A 22,025-nucleotide genomic window follows, 5' to 3' on the forward strand; every position below is an offset into this window, starting at 1 on the left:
CGATGTGCATTGGTGTATTTCTCATACACATTGTGCAGCGTTAAATGATGGATAATGCCGGGAGCCTGTACAAGCCCGACTCTTTTAATCTTTCAAGGAGCAAAGAATGCTTATTCTAACTCGTCGAGTTGGTGAAACCCTCATGATCGGTGATGAGGTAACTGTAACGGTGCTGGGTGTTAAGGGTAACCAGGTTCGTATCGGTGTTAACGCGCCGAAAGAAGTGTCTGTGCATCGCGAAGAGATCTATCAACGCATCCAGGCTGAAAAAACGCAACAAACCAGCGTTTAACGGATTCAGCGTCTCGCACCTGTGCGAGGCGCTACCGCTTTCTGTAAAAATCCTGCCTTTTCTTTCTACCTGTTCCTCCTCTGTTTTGTTAACGCCATCATCTTTCATTGTTGATAATTCACTCTTTTTGTCGCCATTTTGTCCCAATTGTGTGTGATTTGCTCAATCAAACAAAGTTTCGGAAAAATTGTTTGACTTAAAAGTCCGGGAAAGTAATATGTGCGCCACGCAGTGCCGATGAGCAGAAACAACGTTCAGACGCACAGTTCGAAAGAAAGCGTAAGGTGAGGTGGCCGAGAGGCTGAAGGCGCTCCCCTGCTAAGGGAGTATACGGTCAAAAGCTGTATCGAGGGTTCGAATCCCTCCCTCACCGCCATTTTCGATGCATCCATAGCTCAGCTGGATAGAGTACTCGGCTACGAACCGAGCGGTCGGAGGTTCGAATCCTCCTGGATGCACCATATTTTCGAATATGGAGAAGTGCCTCGGTGTGACATGACGCATTAGCGTACAGGCCGCACTAAGGAGGATAACTTTGCATCAGCAACGGCCCACAGGGCGAAGCGCAAGCTGAGTAATCCTCCTGGATGCACCATCGAAACAAAGCGAATTAGCAATTCCTTTCATGGTGAGTAGTTAGCACCCTGCGTTGTACAAGAATTTGTTTTATGCATCCATAGCTCAGCTGGATAGAGTACTCGGCTACGAACCGAGCGGTCGGAGGTTCGAATCCTCCTGGATGCACCATATTCTTCCCGAATATGGACAGTGCCTCAGTGTGTCATGACGTAATTATCGTTCAGGCCGCACTAAGGAGGATAACGTTGCATCAGCAACGGCCCATAGGGCGAAGCGCAAGCTGAGTCATCCTCCTGGATGCACCATTCTTTGTAACATCCTCAGGTTGGTTTCTGTAAGTCCATAAAAAGTTGTACCTCAAAAGATAGACCCCAAAAGATAGACCCCAATGCATCCATAGCTCAGCTGGATAGAGTACTCGGCTACGAACCGAGCGGTCGGAGGTTCGAATCCTCCTGGATGCACCATCTTCTCGAATGTTGGCAGTTCCTCAGTGTGACATGACGCAATAAGCGTTCCGGCAGCACGAAGGGGGATAACGTTGCATCAGCAACGGCCCGCAGGGCGAAGCGCAAGCTGAGTCATCCTCCTGGATGCACCATCTTCTTCTTTAGCCTCAAAATCCCTCAAAGTATCATGGCGCGATGATCGCTAAGACCTCACTAAACACGATAGCGTTACTTCCGTAACCGTCCGTACAGCAAACGCTGAGTGAGTATCCTGAAAAACCTCTGCAGTTTCCCTCTGGCTTCACACGCACTCTTTTCCTGTTTAATCTGCCCCATTGATTCATCATCCTGACTTAAGCGATCCGAAACGCCTGTTTCCCGCATCAACGCCTTCTGTTTTGCTGCCCATGCCCGTCCGCCGCCGCTTGTCTGCCAGAAGAATGTTAAAAAAACGCTGGAATTTCGTACGTTTATCGCTGGTCGTGCACGATCACCTTTATCTGAAAACAAAAATTGTTAATGCTTTCAAAGCATTTGCTGTTCATCCCCCCTGGCGACAACCTGTCCACATTAGGCTAAAGTAATGTCTCATTTGATGAATGTCCGGAGTGACAATGTACGATCAATATGACGCCCTGATTTTCGATATGGACGGCACGATTCTTGATACTGAGCCGACACATCGAAAAGCGTGGCGTCAGGTGCTCCAGCGTTATGGATTAACGCTGGATGAAGCACGTATTATCGACTTCAATGGCGCACCAACCTGGCGGCTGTCGCAGTTCATCATTGAATCCAATCAGTCGTCACTCGACCCTCATCTTCTTGCCGCAGAAAAAACCGCTGCCGTGAAAGCGATGCTGCTGGAAAACGTGAAGCCACTGCCTTTAATGGAGGTGGTGAAAGCGTATCACGGGCGTCGTCCGATGGCGGTCGGTACCGGAAGCGAACACAGCATGGCAGAGGCGTTACTGACGCAGCTGGGCGTACGTGAGCTCTTTTCGGCCGTCGTCGGTGCTGACGACGTACAGCGTCATAAACCTGAGCCAGAAACCTTCTTACGCTGCGCTGAGCTGATGGGTGTGACGCCGGCACGTTGTGTGGTGTTTGAGGATGCGGACTTTGGTATTCAGGCAGCGAAGGCGGCAGGTATGGCTGTGGTGGATGTCCGCTTACTGTGAGTGACGTTCTTACCTATGCCTCGATGTTCGGCAGCAGCTTTTTAAGTGCAACGCTCCTGCCGGGAAGTTCTGAAGCACTGCTGATAGCACTATTGATAGCAAAAAAGACATCAGTTTACGGGTTGCTTTTGGCCGCATCACTGGGAAACACCTTGGGCGGCTTAACCAACATTCTTATTGGTCGCTTGCTGCCGTTAAAACGTCAGGGGCGATGGCATGACACAGCAATGACGTGGTTGCACCGACTGGGACCTGCAGCACTGTTATTCAGCTGGCTGCCAGTGATAGGTGATCTGCTCTGCGTTCTGGCAGGCTGGTTACGTTTCGCCTGGCTACCCGCGATGCTGTTTCTCGCTGTCGGCAAAACACTGCGTTATATCGTTATCGCGACTGCCACATTACAGGGTATGCAATGGTGGCATTGATTCGCACAGATTCGAGGCTACGGTTAACATTATGCTGAACAAAAATAAATTATTATCACAGCGGGGGGGTAATGTGATCCCGGACGTATCTAAAGCGCTCTCCTGGCTGGAAGCGCATCCCAATGCCCTTAAAGGTATTGGCCGTGGCATCGAGCGTGAAACGCTGCGTGTACAGGCAAATGGCGAGCTGGCAAAAAGCGGCCACCCGGAATCTCTGGGGTCGGCGCTGAAACATGACTGGATCACCACTGACTTTGCCGAAACGTTGCTGGAGTTTATTACGCCAGTGGATCACAGCATTGATCATATGCTGGCATTCCTGCGCGATATTCATCGTCACGTTGCCCGTGAACTGGGTGATGAACGCATGTGGCCGTTTAGTATGCCGTGCGTGATTGACGATGCGGACAATATTGAGCTGGCGCAATATGGCACGTCCAATATTGGTCAGATGAAGACGCTCTACCGCGAAGGACTGAAAAACCGCTACGGCGCGTTGATGCAGACCATCTCCGGCATTCACTATAACTTCTCACTGCCACTCTCATTCTGGCAGGAGTGGGCTGACGTGAAAGATAAGGAAAGCGGAAAAGAGACGATCTCGGCGGGCTATCTGCGGCTGATCCGCAACTATTATCGCTTCGGCTGGGTGATCCCCTATCTGTTTGGCGCATCGCCTGCTATCAGCTCCAGCTTCCTGCAGGGCCGTGAGAGCGCGCTGCCGTTCGAAACCAACGACAAAGACACGATGTGGCTGCCGTATGCTACCTCACTGCGTCTGAGCGATTTAGGCTACACCAATAAATCGCAGAGCTCTCTGGGCATCACGTTTAACTCACTGGAAGGCTATGTCACCGCGCTGAAGAAAGCGATTAAGACGCCGTCAGAAGAGTATGCAGCGATGGGCACTAAAGATGCCGACGGTAACTGGCTGCAGCTCAACACCAACGTGCTGCAGATTGAAAACGAGCTCTATGCGCCAATCCGGCCTAAGCGTGTGACACGCTCGGGTGAAGCGCCTTCTGATGCGCTGCTGCGTGGTGGTATTGAGTACATTGAAGTGCGTTCGCTGGATATCAACCCGTTCTCTGCGATCGGCGTAGATGAGAATCAGGTTCGCTTCCTCGACCTGTTCCTGATCTGGTGTACCCTGGCCGATGCGCCGGAAATGAGTGCAGATGAGTTGCAATGCACCCGTATAAACTGGAACCGGGTTGTGCTGGAAGGGCGTAAACCGGACCAGAAAATTGCCGTAGGCTGCGGAGAAGCGGAACATTCGCTGGTTGAAGTGGGCAAAACCCTGTTTGCCGATCTGCGTCGGGTTGCTGAAGTGTTAGACAGTCATAATCAGGACAGCACGGAATATCAGCAGGTTTGCGATCAACTGGTAGCATCGTTCGACGATCCTGAGCTAACCTACTCGGCGCGCATCCTTCAGGCAATGAAGGACAATGGTGTAACCGGAACCGGCGTGGCGCTGGCTGAACAGTATCGCCATCTGCTCTGCGAAGAGCCGCTGGAAGTGCTGACAGAAGAAGATTTCACGCGTCAGGCGCAGGCGTCTGTTGCTGCACAGCAGCAGCTGGAAGCGAATGATAAGCTGGATTTTGAAGCGTATCTGGCGAGCCGGGAAGGGTAGAAAAGAAAAAGGCCACATCAATGTGGCCAAATTAACATCTCTGTTGTCAGGGATGATGATAACAAATGCGCGTCTTTCATATATTCAGACGTTGGGCGAACAGAAAAGTTTCATCGTTTTAAAAAAAATTCTCAGAACAGGAGGTGACGTATGCCACTACTGGACAGTTTTACCGTTGATCACACCATCATGGGCGCACCGGCAGTTCGCGTGGCGAAAACCATGAAGACTCCGCATGGCGATACGATTACCGTTTTTGACCTGCGTTTTTGCCGCCCGAACATTGATATCCTCACTGAGCGTGGCATTCATACGCTGGAGCATCTCTTTGCCGGATTCATGCGTGATCACCTGAATGGTGATGGTGTGGAAATCGTCGATATCTCGCCAATGGGTTGCCGCACCGGCTTCTACATGAGCCTGATTGGTACACCAGACGAGCAGCGCGTTGCCAAAGCGTGGAAAGGGGCGATGGAAGATGTTCTGAAAGTGAAAGATCAGAACCAGATCCCTGAGCTGAATGAATACCAGTGCGGCAGCTACAAGCTGCACTCACTGGATGAAGCGCAGCAGATCGCCCGCAATGTGCTGGCGCATGAGATCGGCGTTAACCGCAACGAAGATCTGAAACTGCCTGCTGAAAAGCTGAAAGAACTGCACATCTAGTCAGGGCTTTGCTGCTAAAAAAAACGCCGCATCATGTCGATTGCGGCGTTTTTTTATCGCTTCAGGACCCTACCGATTTTTTCAGTGGCGTCTTCGGCGTAATGCGCACTTGTTTAATCATGTTGTCCTGCACGTCCAGAATATCGACGTTGTAGTGGCCGATCTGAACACGGGTGGCGATGGCAGGGATCTCTTCCAGCGCTTCCAGCAGCATGCCGTTGATGGTGCGCGCTTCCTGCTCTGGCAGCTGCCAGTTAAACGCCTTGTTAATTTCACGCACACTGGCGCTGCCTTCAATCAGCACGGACCCGTCATTCTGCGGCATCACTTCTTCTGCCAGTGATGGTGACATGGAGGTGGTGAAGTCACCCACGATCTCCTCCAGAATGTCCTCTATCGTCACCAGCCCTTTGATGTCGCCATACTCATCCACCACCACGCCCGCTTTCTCTTTGTTGCGCTGGAACTTCACCAGTTGGGTGTTCAGCGGTGTCCCTTCCGGGATGTAGTAGATCTCATCGGCGGCACGCAGCAGCGTCTCTTTGGTGAACTCTTTTTTCTCCGTCATCATGCGCCAGGCTTCGCGCACCCGCAGCATGCCGACGCAGTCATCCAGCGAGTCCCGGAACAGCACAATCCGGCCGTGTGGCGAGTGGCTTAACTGGCGCACCACCGACTTCCAGTCATCGTTGATATTAATGCCGACGATCTCGTTACGCGGAACCATGATGTCATCAACGCTGACTTTCTCCAGGTCGAGCACGGAGAGCAACATGTCCTGATTACGGCGTGACATCAGGCTACGTGACTCATAGACGATGGTACGCAACTCCTCTTTGCTCAGCGCGGAGTTAATGGCACCGTCAGCGCGGATACCCGCCATCCTCATCAGCAGACGGGTAATGGTGTTGAGTAGCCAGACCAGCGGCAGCATGATGTATTGCAGCGGGACCAGCAGCAGGCTGCTGGGAAAGGCGACGCGTTCGGGATAGAGGGCCGCCACTGTTTTCGGCAGCACTTCAGCAAATACCAGCACCACAAAGGTCAGGATACCGGTTGCGATCGCAACCCCTTCGTCACCGTGAATACGCATGCCAACAATGGTGGCAAGTGCGGAAGCCAGAATATTCACCAGGTTATTGCCGATTAATACCAGGCTCAGCAACCGGTCGGGGCGACGCAGTAACTTCTCCACCCGGCGTGCGGGGCGACTGCCGTTTTTGGCCTGATGGCGCAGCTTATAGCGGTTAAGCGTCATCATTCCGGTTTCCGACCCGGCAAACCAGGCGGAAACCAGTACCATGACGCAGAGAATAATAATCAGCGTGGTGGTTGAAACATTCTCCAACGCAGAACTTCCTTTTTAACGAGAGGTGGGGACAAGCAGATGCTGCAGGATGCGACTGCCGAAGTAAGCCATGGTTAACAGCACCGCACCGCTGCAGTTAAACCAGACGACGCGGCGACCACGCCAGCCTTCATGATAGTGCCCCCAGAGCAAAACGATATAAACAAACCACGCGATGATAGAGAGCACGGCTTTATCGACGTTTTCTGCGCTGAAGAGATCCTGCATATAAAACAGACCGGTGCAGAGCACCAGCGTCAACAGGACGACGCCCACCTGGGTGATGTGAAACATTTTACGTTCAATGGTCAGCAGCGGCGGCATATCCTGTGTGAACGCCAGGCGCTTGTTTTTTAACTGGTAATCGATCCACGCCAGCTGCAGTGCATAGAGCGCGGCAATAATCAGCGTCGCGTAGGCGAACAGCGACAGGCCGATATGAATCATCATGCCTGGCGTGGTTTCCAGATGGGTGATAAACGCATTGGGCACAAAAGTGGCGAAGGCCAGATTGATCAGCGCGAAGCTGTAAACAATCGGCAGCAGCAGCCAGCCACGGTTGCGTGACGCCACAATGGTCATGATGGCGCAAATCAACAGGCTGACCAGCGAGCCTATGTTGAGCAGGCTTAAATTCTGTCCGCTATCAACAGCAAATATGCGTTGCTGCAAGGCCACCGCGTGTGTCACCAGCGCCACACAGGCAGAGAGCATCGCCATTCGCCGCCAGCCGCCGTTACGTTTCAACAGGCTGGGAATGATCAGGGCAAGACTTAAGGAGTAGGCGAATAGCGCCACTATCGCGAAAACGAACATAGATCCTTTCAGGTTCAGTCAGATAAGGAAAAAGGCAGTATAGCGCCAGCCGAAGCAGGCTCCAAACGATCTGAGGGGCAATTGCAGAGATCGCTGAGGCTTCGTGTTATAATCCGCCGCATTCTGCCGATCAGGCGCCTCGCGATCTTTTTTTTAGTGAGAGACCATGTTTGATAATTTAACCGATCGTTTGTCGCAAACCCTGCGAAACATCAGCGGCCGCGGAAGGCTGACTGAAGAGAACATCAAAGAGACCCTGCGTGAAGTGCGCATGGCACTGCTTGAGGCTGACGTTGCGCTGCCGGTGGTGCGTGACTTCATCAACCGTGTGAAAGAGAGCGCGGTCGGCCATGATGTGAATAAAAGTCTGACTCCAGGTCAGGAGTTTATCAAAATCGTTCGTAACGAGCTGGTTACGGCGATGGGTGCAGAGAACAATGCTCTCGACCTGGCTGCTCAGCCGCCAGCCGTGGTGCTGATGGCGGGTTTGCAGGGTGCCGGTAAAACAACCAGCGTCGCTAAGCTGGGTAAATTCCTGCGCGAGAAGCACAAAAAGAAAGTCTTAGTGGTTTCTGCCGACGTCTATCGTCCGGCGGCAATCAAACAGCTGGAAACGCTGGCACAGCAGGTGGGCGTGGATTTCTGCCCATCCGATCTCAGCCAGAAGCCGGTCGATATCGTTAACAATGCGCTGCGTGAAGCTCGCCTGAAGTTCTACGATGTACTGCTGGTGGATACCGCCGGTCGTCTGCACGTTGACGAAGCGATGATGGACGAAATCAAACAGGTTCATGCCGCGATCAATCCGGTAGAAACGCTGTTTGTGGTCGATGCCATGACCGGTCAGGATGCGGCAAACACGGCTAAAGCTTTTAATGAAGCACTACCGCTGACCGGTGTTATCCTGACCAAAGTCGATGGTGATGCACGAGGCGGTGCGGCGCTGTCGATTCGTCATATCACCGGTAAGCCGATTAAATTTATGGGTGTCGGTGAAAAAACCGATGCACTTGAGCCGTTCTATCCGGAGCGTATTGCTTCGCGTATCCTCGGCATGGGTGACGTGCTGTCACTGATCGAAGATATCGAAAGCAAGGTTGACCGCGATCAGGCTGAGAAACTGGCTAAGAAGCTGAAAACCGGCGACGGTTTTGATCTCAACGATTTCCTTGAGCAGCTGAAGCAGATGCGCAACATGGGCGGCATGGCCAGCCTGATGGGCAAACTGCCCGGTATGGGACAGTTACCTGACAATGTGAAGTCACAGATGGATGACAAAGTGCTGGTGCGCATGGAAGCGATCATCAACTCGATGACACGCAAAGAGCGTGAAAAACCAGAGATCATCAAAGGCTCACGCAAGCGCCGCATTGCGACCGGCTCCGGTATGCAGGTGCAGGACGTTAACCGCTTATTGAAGCAGTTTGACGATATGCAGCGTATGATGAAGAAAATGAAGAAGGGCGGTATGGCGAAAATGATGCGCGGCATGAAGGGTATGATGCCGCCAGGTTTTCCTGGCCGCTAAAGCGTTCCACAAAAAAGCCCGAAATGGCACGGTTTAGGTTGCTTTTTTCGCCAAAATGAGTAAAATTTTCGGGCTTTTTATACAGCACCCGGACCCCGTTCCTCGATGGGGGCCGGGTGTTTTATTAACTGAAGAGGATGTTATGGTAACAATTCGTTTGGCACGTCACGGCGCTAAAAAGCGTCCGTTCTATCAGGTCGTCGTCACTGACAGCCGCAATGCACGCAACGGTCGTTTTATCGAGCGCGTTGGTTTCTTCAACCCGATCGCATCTGGTCAGGCTGAAGGTCTGCGTCTTGATCTGGATCGTATCGAGCACTGGGTTGGCCAGGGCGCAACGCTTTCTGATCGCGTTAACGCGCTGGTCAAAGAAGCTAAGAAAGCAGCTTAATCTGTCACGGTGGTGAGCATGAGCAGACAAATTGCCGCACAGCCTCCTGTTAACCCGATTGTATTGGGTAAGATGGGAGCCGCCTACGGTATTCGCGGCTGGCTCAAAGTGTTTTCCTCCACTGAAGACGCTGAAAGCATCTTCAACTACCAACCCTGGTTCATCCAGCGCGCCGGTAAATGGCAACAGGTCGAACTGGACGGTTGGAAGCACCACAATCAGGACCTGATCATCAAAGTCAAAGGCATTGAAGATCGGGATGCGGCGGCTCAGTTAACCAATTGCGAAATTCAGGTTGACTCGACGCAGTTGCCATCGCTGGAAGAGGGCGACTACTACTGGAAAGACCTTATGGGCTGCCAGGTGGTTAACCTTGAAGGCTACGAGATGGGTAAAGTCATCGATATGATGGAAACCGGCTCGAACGACGTTCTCGTCGTTAAGGCAAACCTGAAGGATGCATTCGGTGCTCAGGAGCGGTTAATTCCGTTTCTTGATGAACAGGTTATCAGGAAAGTCGATCTCTCTACTGGCATCATTGAGGTAGATTGGGATCCTGGTTTTTGATCTCCGAATCGAACGGTAACGTAACGGCGAATACAATGTGGATTGGTGTTATTAGCCTGTTTCCAGAAATGTTTCGCGCTATTACCGATTACGGGGTAACTGGCCGGGCTGTAAAAAACGGTCTGCTCAGCATTCAGAGCTGGAGTCCTCGTGACTTCACGCACGACCGGCACCGTACCGTGGATGATCGTCCTTACGGCGGCGGACCGGGAATGCTGATGATGGTACAACCCTTACGGGATGCCATCTCCGCAGCGAAAGCAGCGGCAGGTGATGGGGCCAGGGTGATATATCTTTCACCTCAGGGTCGCAAACTGGACCAACAGGGCGTTTGCGAACTGGCGGCACGGGACAAGTTAATTCTGGTCTGTGGCCGTTATGAAGGGATTGATGAGCGCGTAATCCAGACCGAAATTGATGAAGAATGGTCAATCGGTGATTACGTTCTCAGCGGCGGGGAACTGCCAGCGATGACGATGATTGACGCAGTCGCCCGGTTTATTCCTGGCGTGCTCGGCAAGCAGGCGTCAGCCGATGAGGATTCGTTCTCGGAAGGTTTGCTGGATTGTCCGCACTATACCCGACCTGAAGTGTTAGACGGCGTGGAGGTCCCGGCAGTATTACTGTCAGGCAACCATGCTGATATCCGCCGCTGGCGTCTGAAGCAGTCGCTAGGCCGTACCTGGCTGAGAAGACCTGAACTTCTGGAAAACCTGGCTCTGACTGAAGAGCAAGCAAGGTTGCTGAATGAGTTCCAGCGGGAATCTCAGCAGCAACAAAACGATGATGTGGAAGAGTAAGCTCTTCCCCGACTATCAGTTTACCCAGGATATGAGATTTAATTATGAGCAACATTATCAAGCAAATTGAACAAGAGCAGATGAAACAGGACGTACCTTCCTTCCGCCCGGGTGATTCCGTGGAAGTGAAAGTATGGGTCGTTGAAGGTTCTAAAAAACGTCTGCAGGCATTCGAGGGCGTGGTTATCGCTATCCGTAACCGCGGTCTGCACTCTGCATTCACTGTTCGCAAAATTTCTAACGGCGAAGGCGTTGAGCGTGTATTCCAGACTCATTCACCTGTAATTGACAGCATCGCTGTTAAACGTCGTGGCGCTGTGCGTAAAGCCAAACTGTACTACCTGCGTGAGCGTACTGGTAAGTCTGCTCGTATTAAAGAGCGTCTTAACTAAGGTATCGCTAACGCGACATCTAAAAGTTAATAGCAAACAAGGGGTTGGCATCTGCCAGCCCCTTTTTTTATGTCACTGCCAACCTTGCTGCCTACAGTTAATCGTCGTCCGGCCGCTGAAAATGATAAATCGCGGTATTAACCGGCCCTTCCTCTAAGACGATCAGGCCATAGCGACAGCCAATGAACTGACCACCGCACTTCTCAGCCACGCCCCGACTGGCCAGGTTATCCTCTGCTGCCAGAATCTCAATCACCCGGGTCTCTGGGCGTGAAAACCCCAGCGGCAGCAACGCGGCCACCGCGCGGCTGGCGATTCCCTGACGCTGTGCATCACTGCGAACCCAGTAGCCAATTGCGCTGGTGTCACCCGGATGACGGGCAAAGCGTATTCCTGCGCCCCCCAGCAGCTGGTCATGCTGATCAACGATGGCAAACTCTTCCGCTTCCTCTTTCATCCGTTGCCAGTGGGTAAAGCGGATCCAGCTTTCTGCTTCATGAGGCTGATAATCGTGATGCGCCCAGACCATCCACGGGATAAGGCTATCCAGCGAGGCATTAACCGCAGTGGTAAACGCAGATACGTCGCTGAGCTCAAAAGGTCGCAGATAAATATTTTGTGGTGATGGGTACATAACTCTCTCAGCGCGAACAGAATGATTCTTTTATTCTGCCTGTGGGTAGAAGAAAGGCAACAACCTTAACTGTAAACTTATTTGTACAATTGTCTTTGGTTTTTTGTGGTTGAGCTTTTTATTATATGCATGATTTTATTGGTTATTTTAAGTATATTTCGCACCCTTCTTGATCCGTGGTAATAAAAGTGTACATATAATATTGCGCTATGTATTGTATGTGATACAGTATTTGCATTCCTCAGTGAGGAGTCCATGACTGCCAATACGAGCCAAAGGATCGCCATCATGCAAAAAGACGCGCTGAACAATGTGCATATCGCCGGTGAACAGGTATTAATCACGCCTGAAGAGCTGAAAGCGAAGTTTCCACTGACCACTGAACAGCAGGATCAGGTCGCGGCGTCGCGCCAGACTATCTCTGACATTATTGCCGGCCGCGATCCGCGTCTGCTGGTAGTGTGCGGACCCTGCTCAATTCACGATACCGAAGTGGCACTGGACTATGCTCGTCGTCTGCAAACCCTTTCTGAACAGCTGAAAGATCAGCTCTTTATCGTGATGCGCGTCTATTTTGAAAAACCTCGTACCACCGTCGGCTGGAAAGGGCTGATCAACGATCCTTTCATGGATAACTCGTTTGATATGGAAGCGGGTCTGCACATTGCGCGCCAGCTGCTGGTGAACCTGGTTGAAATGGGTTTGCCTCTGGCCACTGAAGCGCTGGATCCTAATAGCCCGCAATATCTGGGCGACCTGTTCAGCTGGTCTGCCATTGGCGCCCGTACCACTGAATCGCAGACGCACCGTGAAATGGCCTCGGGCCTGTCGATGCCGGTAGGCTTTAAAAATGGCACCGATGGCAGTCTGGGAACGGCAATCAACGCCATGCGTGCTGCCGCAATGCCACACCGTTTTGTCGGGATTAATCAGGCCGGTCAGGTCTGCCTGCTGCAGACTCAGGGCAATCCGGATGGTCACGTGATCCTGCGTGGCGGCAAAGCGCCGAACTACGGTCCTGAAGATGTCGCGCAGTGTGAAAAAGAGATGCTCAAGGCGGGACTGCGTCCGGCCTTAATGATAGATTGCAGCCATGGTAATTCGAACAAAGACTACAGCCGTCAGCCTGGCGTAGCGGAATCCGCTATTGCGCAGATCAAAGACGGGAACCGTTCAATCATTGGTTTGATGCTGGAAAGCCATATCAATGAAGGTAACCAGTCTTCTGAGCAGCCACGCAGCGAAATGAAGTATGGCGTTTCCGTAACCGATGCATGCATCAACTGGGAAGTGACCGAAACGTTGCTGCGTGAAATGCATCAGGATCTGCAGGGAGTGCTGTCGGCGCGTCTGTCACAAGAGGTGTAAGAGCAATGGTGGCTGAACTGACCGCGTTACGCGATCAAATTGACAGTGTTGATAAAGCGTTGCTGGATCTGCTGGCTAAGCGACTGGAACTGGTGGCCGAGGTAGGTGAGGTGAAGAGCCGTTACGGCCTGCCTATTTATGTGCCTGAGCGTGAAGCGACGATGCTGGCTTCCCGTCGTAAAGAGGCCGAAGCGCTCGGCGTCCCACCGGATCTGATTGAGGATGTGCTGCGTCGCGTGATGCGGGAATCCTATACCAGCGAGAATGATAAAGGCTTTAAAACCCTCTGTCCTGAACTGCGCCCGGTGGTGATTGTCGGTGGTAAGGGCCAGATGGGCCGGCTGTTTGAAAAAATGCTCGGGCTATCAGGCTACACGGTTAAAACGCTGGATAAAGAGGACTGGCCTCAGGCTGAGACTCTGCTCAGCGATGCCGGAATGGTGATCATTAGCGTGCCGATTCACCTGACCGAGCAGGTGATTGCCCAACTGCCACCACTGCCGGAAGATTGTATTCTGGTCGATCTGGCGTCAGTCAAAAACCGGCCTCTGCAGGCAATGCTGGCTGCCCATAACGGGCCTGTGCTGGGTCTGCATCCGATGTTTGGCCCGGACAGCGGCAGCCTGGCAAAACAGGTTGTGGTCTGGTGTGATGGAAGACAACCGGAAGCGTATCAGTGGTTCCTGGAGCAGATTCAGGTCTGGGGTGCGCGTCTGCATCGTATCAGCGCTGTTGAGCATGACCAGAACATGGCATTCATTCAGGCGCTGCGTCACTTTGCTACCTTCGCTTATGGTCTGCATTTAGCCGAAGAGAACGTCAATCTGGATCAGCTGCTGGCGCTCTCGTCGCCCATTTACCGGCTTGAACTGGCGATGGTGGGGCGGTTGTTCGCTCAGGATCCGCAACTCTATGCGGATATCATCATGTCTTCAGAGAGTAATCTGGCGCTGATAAAACGCTATTACCAGCGGTTTGGTGAAGCGATTGCGCTGCTGGAGCAGGGCGACAAGCAGGCGTTTATCGCCAGCTTTAACCGGGTTGAACAGTGGTTTGGCGATCACGCAAAACGCTTCCTGGTCGAAAGCCGAAGCCTGTTGCGATCGGCCAATGACAGCCGCCCATAAATGACAGCCATCCATCAATGAAAAAGGCATCCAGTTGGATGCCTTTTTTCTTCTTTTTATTCGCCAGGTTCAGCGGGCACCACATTTTCGCTGGGGTAACAGCCCAGTACCTTCAGAGAGCGGGTCATGGTCTGTAATTCCTGCAGCGCCTGCTGCATCCGCTCTGATTGCAGGTTGCCCTGCACATCAATGTAAAACATCTCTTCCCACGGATTACCATTAATCGGGCGGGACTCCAGCTTGCTCATAATCAGGTTGTGCTGACGCAGTACCAGCAGCGCGTCGACCAGCGCACCCGCCTGCTGGCCGGTTGCCATAATCAGCGTGGTTTTCGCTGGCACCTGGTCAGAAACCTCGATTGCTTTGCGGGCCAGCACGATAAAGCGGGTGTGATTCTGCTGCTGATTCGCCAGATTACGTTCCAGCACCTGCAGCTGATAGAGTTCGCCGCCGGCCTCACTGCCCAGCGCCGCCACCTTAGGTGAGTTGAGCGCAGCCACTTTCTCCATCGCTGCCGCGGTACTCTCGGTGTATTCGATTTTCCAGTGCGGGAAACGATTAATAAACTGGCTGCACTGCTGGAACGGTTGAGGATGGCTGTAAACCGTCTCAATCTGCTGAAGGTCGGTGGGGCCATTCACCAGCACGCAGTGGTCGATAGGCAATGTCAGCTCGCCCACGATTGAGAGGCTGGTCTGTTGCAGCAAATCGTAGACATCGTTGATCGAGCCTGAACTGGTATTCTCAATCGGCATCACGGCGTAATCAGCTACGCCATTTTCGACCTGTTTGATGATGTCGTGAAACTTCAGGCAGCCACACTCCACCATGCTATCGAAATGGCGCGACGCGTAGTTGCGTGCTGCAAGATGCGAGTAAGAGCCTTTCGGGCCCAGGAAGGCGATACGGGCGGCATGCGCATGGGGATGGTTGAGGTTTTTTTGCAGCAGCGCTTGCTGAGTCAGCACGGAATCTTCAATTACCAGCTGGAACAGACGGGTGATGTAGTGCGCATCCAGGTTGTGTGCCTTACCCAGTACGATGAGATTCTCCAGTAGCGCGCGTTCGCGCTCCACATCCCGAATCGGGCGATGCGTCGCCAGTTTCGCTTGTGCAACTTCCACTGCCAGCAAACGACGCTCGGCCAGCAGCGTCAGAAGTTTTTTATCCACGGCGCTGATTTTATCGCGTAGCGCCAGCAATGGATTATCGGGATTCATAGGGCTCACCTGTATGCTATCCAAAAAAAAAGCCTCCCGGTTGGGAGGCTTCGGTGTTCGTCTTCGCTTTCATTTTCACACGACGAATGGCCTCCCGTTCAGGGGAAGGTAAAAAAGAAAGCGAAGAAAAACAGATCAAGTTTCATGGTAATGTCCGAAAAGAGAGTGACCTGAGAGTAACCGTACTGCTTAAAAGCTGTCAATAAAAAACGCGCCCGCAGGCGCGTTAAGAAACAGCGTTAAGAAAATCAGGACTCTTCGTCGGCGGGAATGATGTCTTTCACGCTGGCACTGGCGCGGCGTGCTTCAGACTTATGCTGAACTTTATTCAGCTGACGCTCGAGCTTGGCAATCAAATCGTTGATAGCGGTATACATATCATCGTGCTTGGCGCTGGCCACCAGAGTCCCGTTAGGTGTGTTAATAGTGGCGTCAGCCACGAATTCTTTGGGCTCTTTGGAAAGGACAATATGTGGATTAATCAGGTCGGTTTGCCATTTTTCGAGCTTGGCGAGACGGTCTTCAACATGGCTTCGGATTGCCGGAGTGATGTCCATTTGTTTACTGGTAATGTTCAGAATCATCGTTCTTACCTCTCTGTCATTTCCGTCTTGGTCTTCTCAGCATAGCGCGAAAAAGCGTTCAATGTGGGATTTCGATCACGAAAAAATGTCACTTTTTGTCAGTCACAACATTCTGTGAGAAAGGCAGAGAAACTGGCCGAAATGGCTTGAAGCGAAACGATTAACACGGCATGCTTGATGAGTTAGCTCGCTGAGAACAGATCCAAATCTGACTGTTCTGTGAGCAAAAAAAAGCAGCCCTGAGAGGCTGCTTTTTTTATGGCTGAAAATCCTTCGAACGATCAGCTTTTGTTAGCTGCAATGATTTTCGCCACTTTATCGGCTTCAGCGTTCAGCTGCAGATTGCGGTAAGCATTCTCCATCAGCGGCAGGGCATCGTGTGTTGCCTGCGTATCCGGATAATCGCGCATCATACCTTCGACACGGTTAACAACCGCGACATAAGCCTCACGCTTAGTATAGAATTGCGCCACTGACAGCTCATATTTAGCCAGACGGTCTTTCAGATAGACCAGGCGTTTCTGAGCATCAGCCGCATACTGGCTGTTCGGGTAACTCCGCAGCAGCTGGGAAAAGTCGCGGAAAGCATCACGAGCGTGCGTCGGATCGCGGTCAGAACGATCAATACCAAAGAAGCCCTGCAGCGCGGAGTCATCCAGCGCCATGTCCGTCAGACCTTTCATATAGATGACATAGTCAATGTTCGGATGCGTGGGGTTCAGACGCATAAAGCGAGCAATGGCAGCCTGCGCCAGGGGCAGATCGGCATTTTTATAGTACGCGTAGATTAAATCCAGCTGCACCTGCTGCGAATAAGGACCGAACGGATAACGATTATCCAGCGCTTCCAGTTGCTTAATCGCAGCTTTAAAGTTACCGTCCTGCAGCTTTTGCTGCGCTGTAGCATAGATTTCAGAAGGCGGGCTGTCCGGTACCGCGTCATTTGAGCCGGAACAACCAACAAGTGCCAGGCTCAGTGTGGCAGCAGCCACCAGATGTTTCATACGCGTCATGACGAAGTGATTATCCTCAAATGTTATGGCGGAAGCTGTCCGTATAGCTCCCGGTAATGACCAGGTACGATAGCACATTATATTAAACGGCATCGCCGTGAAAACCCAACGTTAACGAAGAAGCTGTATATGGCACAACAAGTTCAACTCACCGCAACGGTATCCGAATCACAACTCGGACAACGCTTAGATCAGACTTTGGCGGAATTGTTCCCTGATTATTCACGTTCTCGCATAAAAGAGTGGATCCTCGATCGTCGCGTTACTGTAAACGGCGTCATGGTCGATACACCCAAAGAAAAAGTGCTGGGCGGCGAGCTGGTCGCGATTGACGCTGAGATCGAGGAGGCGCAGCGCTGGGAACCGCAGAATCTGCCACTCGACATCGTTTATGAAGATGAAGACATTATTGTCATCAACAAACCACGCGACTTCGTGGTTCACCCTGGCGCCGGGAATCCAGATGGCACGGTATTAAACGCCTTACTTCATCACTATCCGGCGATTATGGATGTGCCGCGCGCGGGCATCGTACACCGCCTGGATAAAGACACTACCGGTTTAATGGTGGTCGCGAAAACCGTTCCGGCTCAGACGCATCTGGTGGACTCGCTGCAGCGTCGCGAAATCACCCGTGAATATGAAGCGGTTGCGATTGGCAATATGACTGCGGGCGGCACCGTTGAGCAGCCTATCAGCCGTCACTCAACTAAACGCACCCACATGGCGGTACACCCAATGGGTAAACCGGCGGTCACGCATTACCGCATCATGGAGCACTTCCGGGCCCATACCCGTCTGCGCCTGCGTCTGGAAACCGGTCGTACTCACCAGATCCGTGTGCATATGTCTCACATCAGCCATCCGCTGGTGGGCGATCCGCTTTACGGTGGCCGTCCGCGTCCGCCAAAAGGCGCGTCTGAAGCATTTATTACTACGCTGCGCGGTTTCGATCGTCAGGCACTGCACGCCACGATGTTGCGCCTCTATCACCCCATTAGCGGTATTGAAATGGAATTCCATGCTGCGCTTCCGCAGGACATGGTTGATCTCATCGCGGCGTTAAAAGCAGACACTGAAGAATTTAAAGACCAGTTGAATTGGTGATGAATCTGATTACTCCTCAATGGCCCGCTCCGTCACGCGTTCGGGCCTGCTCGACGCAGCGACAGGGCGGCATCAGCACATCGCCCTGGGATGCACTGAATCTCGGCGGGCATGTGGGAGATAATCCGGATGCGGTGGCGCGTAACCGGCAGTTGCTGTTGGAAGAGGCGGGTTTACCTGCCATGCCGCAGTGGCTGGATCAGGTTCATGGCACTGAGGTTGTGCGTCTGACTGCAGGGGAAAGTACGCCATTACGTGCTGATGCCTGTATTACCGATCAGCCCGGCGTCGTCTGCGCCATCATGACCGCTGACTGTCTTCCGGTCCTGTTCTGTTCGCAGGATGGCACGGAAGTGGCGGCGGCACATGCAGGCTGGCGCGGACTTTGTGCGGGTGTACTGGAAAATACGCTGGCGCAGTTTCGTTCGCCGCCTGATCAGATTCATGCCTGGCTTGGACCGGCAATCGGACCTGATGCGTTTGAGGTCGGCGAAGAAGTCCGTCAGGCCTTTATGGCTCAGGATCCCCGGGCTGTGCAGGCTTTCCGTCCATCAGGTGACCGCTTTTACGCCGACATCGGCCTGCTGGCGCAGATGCGACTACAGGCAGCGGGCGTGAATTCAGTCAGCGCCAGCAGCCTTTGTACCTTTACGCAGCGCGACGATTTCTTCTCTTTCCGCCGCGATGGGATCACCGGGCGTATGGCAACTTTGATCTGGCTGTTATAACCTTACGCCATAAGACGGTCCAGTTAGCGTATTTTTTACTCAAATCTCAGGTCATTAACCTTGAAATTTTGAGGGATGACCTCATTTAATCTCCAGTAGCATTTTGACCTGTAATGGGAGGAATTATGCGTCTGGATCGTCTTACTAATAAATTTCAGCTGGCTCTCGCCGACGCGCAGTCCCTCGCTCTGGGACACGACAATCAATTCATCGAACCTCTGCATCTGATGAGCGCATTGCTCAAACAGGAAGGCGGATCGGTTTCACCTTTACTGACTTCGGCCGGTGTCGACGTTACGCCATTTCGCGCTCAGGTTGAGCAGGCTATTGATCGCCTGCCACAAGTTGAAGGCAGCGAAGGCGATGTACAACCCTCATCTGACCTCGTCCGGGTATTAAACCTGTGCGACAAGCTGGCACAGAAGCGCAACGATAACTTTATTTCATCCGAATTATTTGTTCTGGCCGCCCTGGAATCGCGGGGCTCACTGGCCGATCTGCTCAAAGCAGCGGGCGCAACGCGTGAAAAAATCACCAGTGCGATTGAACAGATGCGGGGAGGAGACAACGTGAACGATCAGGGGGCTGAAGATCAGCGCCAGGCTTTAAAAAAATACACTATCGACCTGACCGAGCGGGCAGAGAAGGGCAAACTCGATCCGGTCATCGGTCGTGATGAAGAGATTCGCCGCACCATCCAGGTTCTGCAGCGCCGTACCAAAAACAACCCGGTACTGATTGGTGAACCTGGCGTGGGTAAAACCGCGATTGTCGAAGGGCTGGCGCAGCGCATCATCAATGGTGAAGTGCCTGAGGGTCTGAAAGGACGTCGGGTACTGGCACTGGATATGGGTGCGCTGGTGGCCGGGGCGAAATATCGCGGTGAATTCGAAGAGCGTCTGAAAGGCGTACTGAGTGACCTGTCGAAACAGGAAGGCAACGTCATTCTGTTTATCGACGAGCTGCACACCATGGTGGGAGCCGGTAAAGCGGACGGTGCGATGGACGCCGGCAATATGCTTAAACCTGCGCTGGCGCGTGGTGAACTGCACTGTGTGGGTGCCACTACGCTTGATGAGTATCGCCAGTACATTGAAAAAGATGCCGCGCTGGAGCGTCGTTTCCAGAAGGTCTTTGTGGCTGAGCCCAGTGTGGAAGATACCATCGCCATTCTGCGTGGTCTGAAAGAGCGTTATGAACTGCATCACCATGTGCAGATCACTGACCCGGCGATTGTTGCGGCGGCGACCCTGTCTCATCGTTATATTGCTGACCGGCAGCTGCCGGATAAAGCGATTGACCTGATCGATGAAGCAGCTTCCAGCATTCGTATGCAGATGGACTCGAAGCCGGAGTCACTGGATCGCCTGGAGCGCCGTATCATTCAGCTGAAGCTGGAGCAGCAGGCGCTGAAGAAAGAGGCGGACGATGCCAGCATCAAGCGTCTTGAGATGCTGGAAACCGAGCTCAACCAGAAAGAGCGCGAATACGCCGAGCTGGAAGATGAGTGGAAGACAGAGAAAGCCTCGCTGTCCGGCACGCAGAACATTAAAGCGGAACTTGAGCAGGCGCGTCTGAATTTAGAGCAGGCACGTCGCCAGGGTGACCTCGCTCAGATGTCAGAGCTGCAGTACGGTAAAATTCCGGCACTGGAAAAACAGTTAGCCGCAGCGACTCAGGCCGAAGGCAAGACCATGAAGTTACTGCGTAACCGGGTAACCGATGTGGAGATTGCCGATGTGCTGGCACGCTGGACCGGTATTCCGGTCGCACGAATGATGGAAGGTGAGCGCGATAAGTTACTGCGCATGGAGCAGGACTTACATGGCCGGGTTATCGGACAGGATGAAGCGGTTGAGGCGGTATCGAATGCTATTCGCCGTAGTCGCGCAGGCCTTTCTGATCCAAACCGGCCTATCGGTTCCTTCCTGTTCCTGGGGCCAACCGGGGTCGGTAAGACGGAGTTGTGTAAAGCGCTGGCTAACTTCCTGTTCGACAGTGACGATGCGATGGTTCGTATCGACATGTCTGAATTTATGGAAAAACACTCAGTATCACGGCTGGTGGGTGCACCTCCGGGCTACGTCGGCTATGAAGAGGGCGGTTATCTGACCGAAGCTGTGCGCCGTCGGCCTTATTCGGTCATCCTGCTGGATGAAGTAGAGAAAGCGCATCCTGATGTCTTTAACATTCTGCTGCAGGTGCTGGATGATGGGCGTCTGACGGATGGGCAGGGCCGGACGGTCGATTTCCGTAACAGCGTGGTGATTATGACCTCTAACCTGGGATCAGATTTAATCCAGGAGCGGTTCGGCAATCTCAGTTACCCGGAAATGAAAGATATCGTGATGGGTGTGGTCGGACAGCATTTCCGTCCTGAGTTCGTCAACCGTATTGATGAGGTGGTGGTGTTCCATCCGCTGGCTGAGAAACATATTGCGTCTATTGCGCAGATTCAGCTGCAGCGGCTGTACAAACGTCTGGATGAACGGGGTTATCAGCTGCACATCTCTGATGATGCGATCAAACTGCTGGCGGAGAACGGATATGATCCGGTCTACGGTGCACGTCCGCTGAAACGTGCGATACAGCAGCAGATCGAGAACCCGCTGGCTCAGCAGATCCTTGCTGGTTCACTGGTGCCAGGCAAAACCATCGAAATGGATGTGGAGAACAACATCATTACTGCACATCAGTAAGGGTGTGGAATGAAAAACGGGCCTCTGGCCCGTTTTTTTTGCCCTTTTGAGGGGTTTTTGCTTATTTAATACTCCTTTTGAGTGCAAAATGAACGGTCAGTAAAAAAGTCTCAATTTGCACTTGCGCTATCTGAGCCGTTCCCTATAATGCGCCTCCACTGACACGGCAAACCGGAAACGGAAAACGGGTCAGGAGGCACAGGAGACTGCGCCGCCGGAGAAAAACTTCTGAGAAAGAGGTTGACTCTGCAGGAGGAAAGCGTAATATACGCCACCTCGCGACAGGACGCTAACGCACTGTTCGCACTGCTCTTTAACAATTTATCAGACAATCTGTGTGGGCACTCGCAGGATTGATATCAGCGTCTCCGGACGTAAAAAAATATCAAGCCTCACGAGTGAACACATAATGAAATTCATTATGACGTTTTACAGATGAGCACCGCTTAACTTGTTTAAGCAAATCAAACTT

Annotated in this window: 22 protein-coding genes, 4 tRNA genes and 1 other annotated feature; of the genes, 19 read left to right on the plus strand and 7 right to left on the minus strand. The window is 52.6% G+C overall.

Translation table 11 applies throughout. From position 1 onward, the window contains the following. Positions 1 to 106 precede the first annotated feature (106 nt). From csrA to luxS, 9 genes are all read left to right on the plus strand, one after another. Positions 107 to 292 (plus strand): carbon storage regulator CsrA, encoded by a 186-nt coding sequence (gene csrA / locus ACVKSX_RS23335; protein ID WP_008927091.1) that lies wholly within the window; start codon positions 107 to 109, stop codon positions 290 to 292. Between the two features lie 283 nt (positions 293 to 575). Then, positions 576 to 668 (plus strand) — tRNA-Ser (locus ACVKSX_RS23340). Positions 669 to 676: 8 nt separating this feature from the next. Continuing rightward, positions 677 to 753 (plus strand) — tRNA-Arg (locus ACVKSX_RS23345). 209 nt (positions 754 to 962) lie between these two features. Continuing rightward, positions 963 to 1,039: transfer RNA gene (locus ACVKSX_RS23350), tRNA-Arg, on the plus strand. 222 nt (positions 1,040 to 1,261) lie between these two features. After that, a tRNA-Arg gene (locus ACVKSX_RS23355) sits at positions 1,262 to 1,338 on the plus strand. Positions 1,339 to 1,934: 596 nt separating this feature from the next. Beyond that, on the plus strand, positions 1,935 to 2,501 hold the full coding sequence (gene yqaB, locus ACVKSX_RS23360; protein WP_022623783.1) for a fructose-1-phosphate/6-phosphogluconate phosphatase: 567 nt from the start codon (positions 1,935 to 1,937) through the stop codon (positions 2,499 to 2,501). After that, complete coding sequence (locus tag ACVKSX_RS23365; protein WP_010248498.1) at positions 2,498 to 2,926, plus strand: YqaA family protein; 429 nt, start codon at positions 2,498 to 2,500, stop codon at positions 2,924 to 2,926. Before yqaB ends, ACVKSX_RS23365 begins: the two co-directional genes overlap by 4 nt. 31 nt (positions 2,927 to 2,957) lie before the next feature. Next, positions 2,958 to 4,565, plus strand: coding sequence for a glutamate--cysteine ligase (gene gshA, locus ACVKSX_RS23370; protein ID WP_033770020.1), 1,608 nt, complete (start codon positions 2,958 to 2,960; stop codon positions 4,563 to 4,565). 150 nt (positions 4,566 to 4,715) lie between these two features. Continuing rightward, a complete protein-coding gene (gene luxS / locus ACVKSX_RS23375) occupies positions 4,716 to 5,231 on the plus strand; it encodes an S-ribosylhomocysteine lyase (RefSeq protein ID WP_009086888.1) in 516 nt (171 codons plus the stop codon). A gap of 61 nt (positions 5,232 to 5,292) precedes the next feature. Here the strand turns inward: luxS and ACVKSX_RS23380 are convergent, their stop codons facing one another. Next, positions 5,293 to 6,579 carry an HlyC/CorC family transporter gene (locus ACVKSX_RS23380; protein WP_022623780.1) on the minus strand — a complete coding sequence of 429 codons (1,287 nt, stop codon included), beginning with the start codon at positions 6,577 to 6,579 and terminating at the stop codon, positions 5,293 to 5,295. Positions 6,580 to 6,594: 15 nt separating this feature from the next. Continuing rightward, on the minus strand, positions 6,595 to 7,395 hold the full coding sequence (locus ACVKSX_RS23385; protein ID WP_010248489.1) for a cytochrome C assembly family protein: 801 nt from the start codon (positions 7,393 to 7,395) through the stop codon (positions 6,595 to 6,597). 166 nt (positions 7,396 to 7,561) lie between these two features. Here ACVKSX_RS23385 and ffh point away from each other — a divergent pair, with 166 nt between their 5' ends. The 5 genes from ffh (at position 7,562) to rplS (ending at position 11,073) form a co-directional block, all read left to right on the plus strand. Next, a complete protein-coding gene (gene ffh, locus ACVKSX_RS23390) occupies positions 7,562 to 8,923 on the plus strand; it encodes a signal recognition particle protein (RefSeq protein ID WP_010248486.1) in 1,362 nt (453 codons plus the stop codon). Positions 8,924 to 9,065: 142 nt separating this feature from the next. Continuing rightward, positions 9,066 to 9,314, plus strand: coding sequence for a 30S ribosomal protein S16 (gene rpsP / locus ACVKSX_RS23395; RefSeq protein WP_003849041.1), 249 nt, complete (start codon positions 9,066 to 9,068; stop codon positions 9,312 to 9,314). An 18-nt stretch (positions 9,315 to 9,332) separates the two neighbouring features. Then, positions 9,333 to 9,881, plus strand: a complete 549-nt coding sequence (gene rimM / locus ACVKSX_RS23400; RefSeq protein WP_010248480.1) for a ribosome maturation factor RimM — start codon at positions 9,333 to 9,335, stop codon at positions 9,879 to 9,881. A 35-nt stretch (positions 9,882 to 9,916) separates the two neighbouring features. Then, on the plus strand, positions 9,917 to 10,681 hold the full coding sequence (gene trmD, locus ACVKSX_RS23405) for a tRNA (guanosine(37)-N1)-methyltransferase TrmD (protein ID WP_010248477.1): 765 nt from the start codon (positions 9,917 to 9,919) through the stop codon (positions 10,679 to 10,681). Positions 10,682 to 10,725: 44 nt separating this feature from the next. Further along, positions 10,726 to 11,073: a 50S ribosomal protein L19 gene (gene rplS, locus ACVKSX_RS23410; protein WP_003849035.1), complete on the plus strand. Its 348-nt coding sequence runs from the start codon at positions 10,726 to 10,728 to the stop codon at positions 11,071 to 11,073. A 97-nt stretch (positions 11,074 to 11,170) separates the two neighbouring features. Here rplS and ACVKSX_RS23415 read toward each other — a convergent pair whose 3' ends face one another. Further along, complete coding sequence (locus tag ACVKSX_RS23415) at positions 11,171 to 11,707, minus strand: GNAT family N-acetyltransferase (RefSeq protein ID WP_158131420.1); 537 nt, start codon at positions 11,705 to 11,707, stop codon at positions 11,171 to 11,173. Positions 11,708 to 11,995: 288 nt separating this feature from the next. On the opposite strand from ACVKSX_RS23415, the gene ACVKSX_RS23420 reads away from it, so the two are divergent. After that, the gene (locus tag ACVKSX_RS23420; protein WP_010672116.1) at positions 11,996 to 13,075 is read left to right on the plus strand and encodes a 3-deoxy-7-phosphoheptulonate synthase; all 1,080 of its coding nucleotides are present in this window, start codon (positions 11,996 to 11,998) and stop codon (positions 13,073 to 13,075) included. Between the two features lie 5 nt (positions 13,076 to 13,080). Next, entirely contained in the window at positions 13,081 to 14,202 is a 1,122-nt protein-coding gene (gene tyrA / locus ACVKSX_RS23425; RefSeq protein WP_033758683.1) for a bifunctional chorismate mutase/prephenate dehydrogenase, read from the plus strand. A gap of 56 nt (positions 14,203 to 14,258) precedes the next feature. Here tyrA and pheA read toward each other — a convergent pair whose 3' ends face one another. From pheA to bamD, 4 genes are all read right to left on the minus strand, one after another. Continuing rightward, a complete protein-coding gene (gene pheA / locus ACVKSX_RS23430; RefSeq protein WP_010248448.1) occupies positions 14,259 to 15,422 on the minus strand; it encodes a bifunctional chorismate mutase/prephenate dehydratase in 1,164 nt (387 codons plus the stop codon). 22 nt (positions 15,423 to 15,444) lie between these two features. Then, positions 15,445 to 15,569: a sequence feature (Phe leader region), on the minus strand. Continuing rightward, positions 15,521 to 15,568: a pheA operon leader peptide PheL gene (gene pheL / locus ACVKSX_RS23435; protein ID WP_187507180.1), complete on the minus strand. Its 48-nt coding sequence runs from the start codon at positions 15,566 to 15,568 to the stop codon at positions 15,521 to 15,523. (Overlaps the previous feature by 48 nt.) Before the next feature lie 101 nt (positions 15,570 to 15,670). Further along, a complete protein-coding gene (gene raiA, locus ACVKSX_RS23440) occupies positions 15,671 to 16,006 on the minus strand; it encodes a ribosome-associated translation inhibitor RaiA (protein ID WP_003849030.1) in 336 nt (111 codons plus the stop codon). A 281-nt stretch (positions 16,007 to 16,287) separates the two neighbouring features. Beyond that, positions 16,288 to 17,019 carry an outer membrane protein assembly factor BamD gene (gene bamD / locus ACVKSX_RS23445; RefSeq protein WP_010248444.1) on the minus strand — a complete coding sequence of 244 codons (732 nt, stop codon included), beginning with the start codon at positions 17,017 to 17,019 and terminating at the stop codon, positions 16,288 to 16,290. A 129-nt stretch (positions 17,020 to 17,148) separates the two neighbouring features. On the opposite strand from bamD, the gene rluD reads away from it, so the two are divergent. From rluD to clpB, 3 genes are all read left to right on the plus strand, one after another. Further along, positions 17,149 to 18,126: a 23S rRNA pseudouridine(1911/1915/1917) synthase RluD gene (gene rluD, locus ACVKSX_RS23450; RefSeq protein ID WP_010248442.1), complete on the plus strand. Its 978-nt coding sequence runs from the start codon at positions 17,149 to 17,151 to the stop codon at positions 18,124 to 18,126. Next, positions 18,126 to 18,854, plus strand: coding sequence for a purine nucleoside phosphorylase YfiH (yfiH, locus tag ACVKSX_RS23455; RefSeq protein WP_167430644.1), 729 nt, complete (start codon positions 18,126 to 18,128; stop codon positions 18,852 to 18,854). Before rluD ends, yfiH begins: the two co-directional genes overlap by 1 nt. A 113-nt stretch (positions 18,855 to 18,967) precedes the next feature. After that, a complete protein-coding gene (clpB, locus tag ACVKSX_RS23460) occupies positions 18,968 to 21,553 on the plus strand; it encodes an ATP-dependent chaperone ClpB (RefSeq protein WP_029519628.1) in 2,586 nt (861 codons plus the stop codon). Positions 21,554 to 22,025: the final 472 nt, after the last annotated feature.

This window comes from Pantoea sp. PvP021 (genome assembly GCF_054056055.1).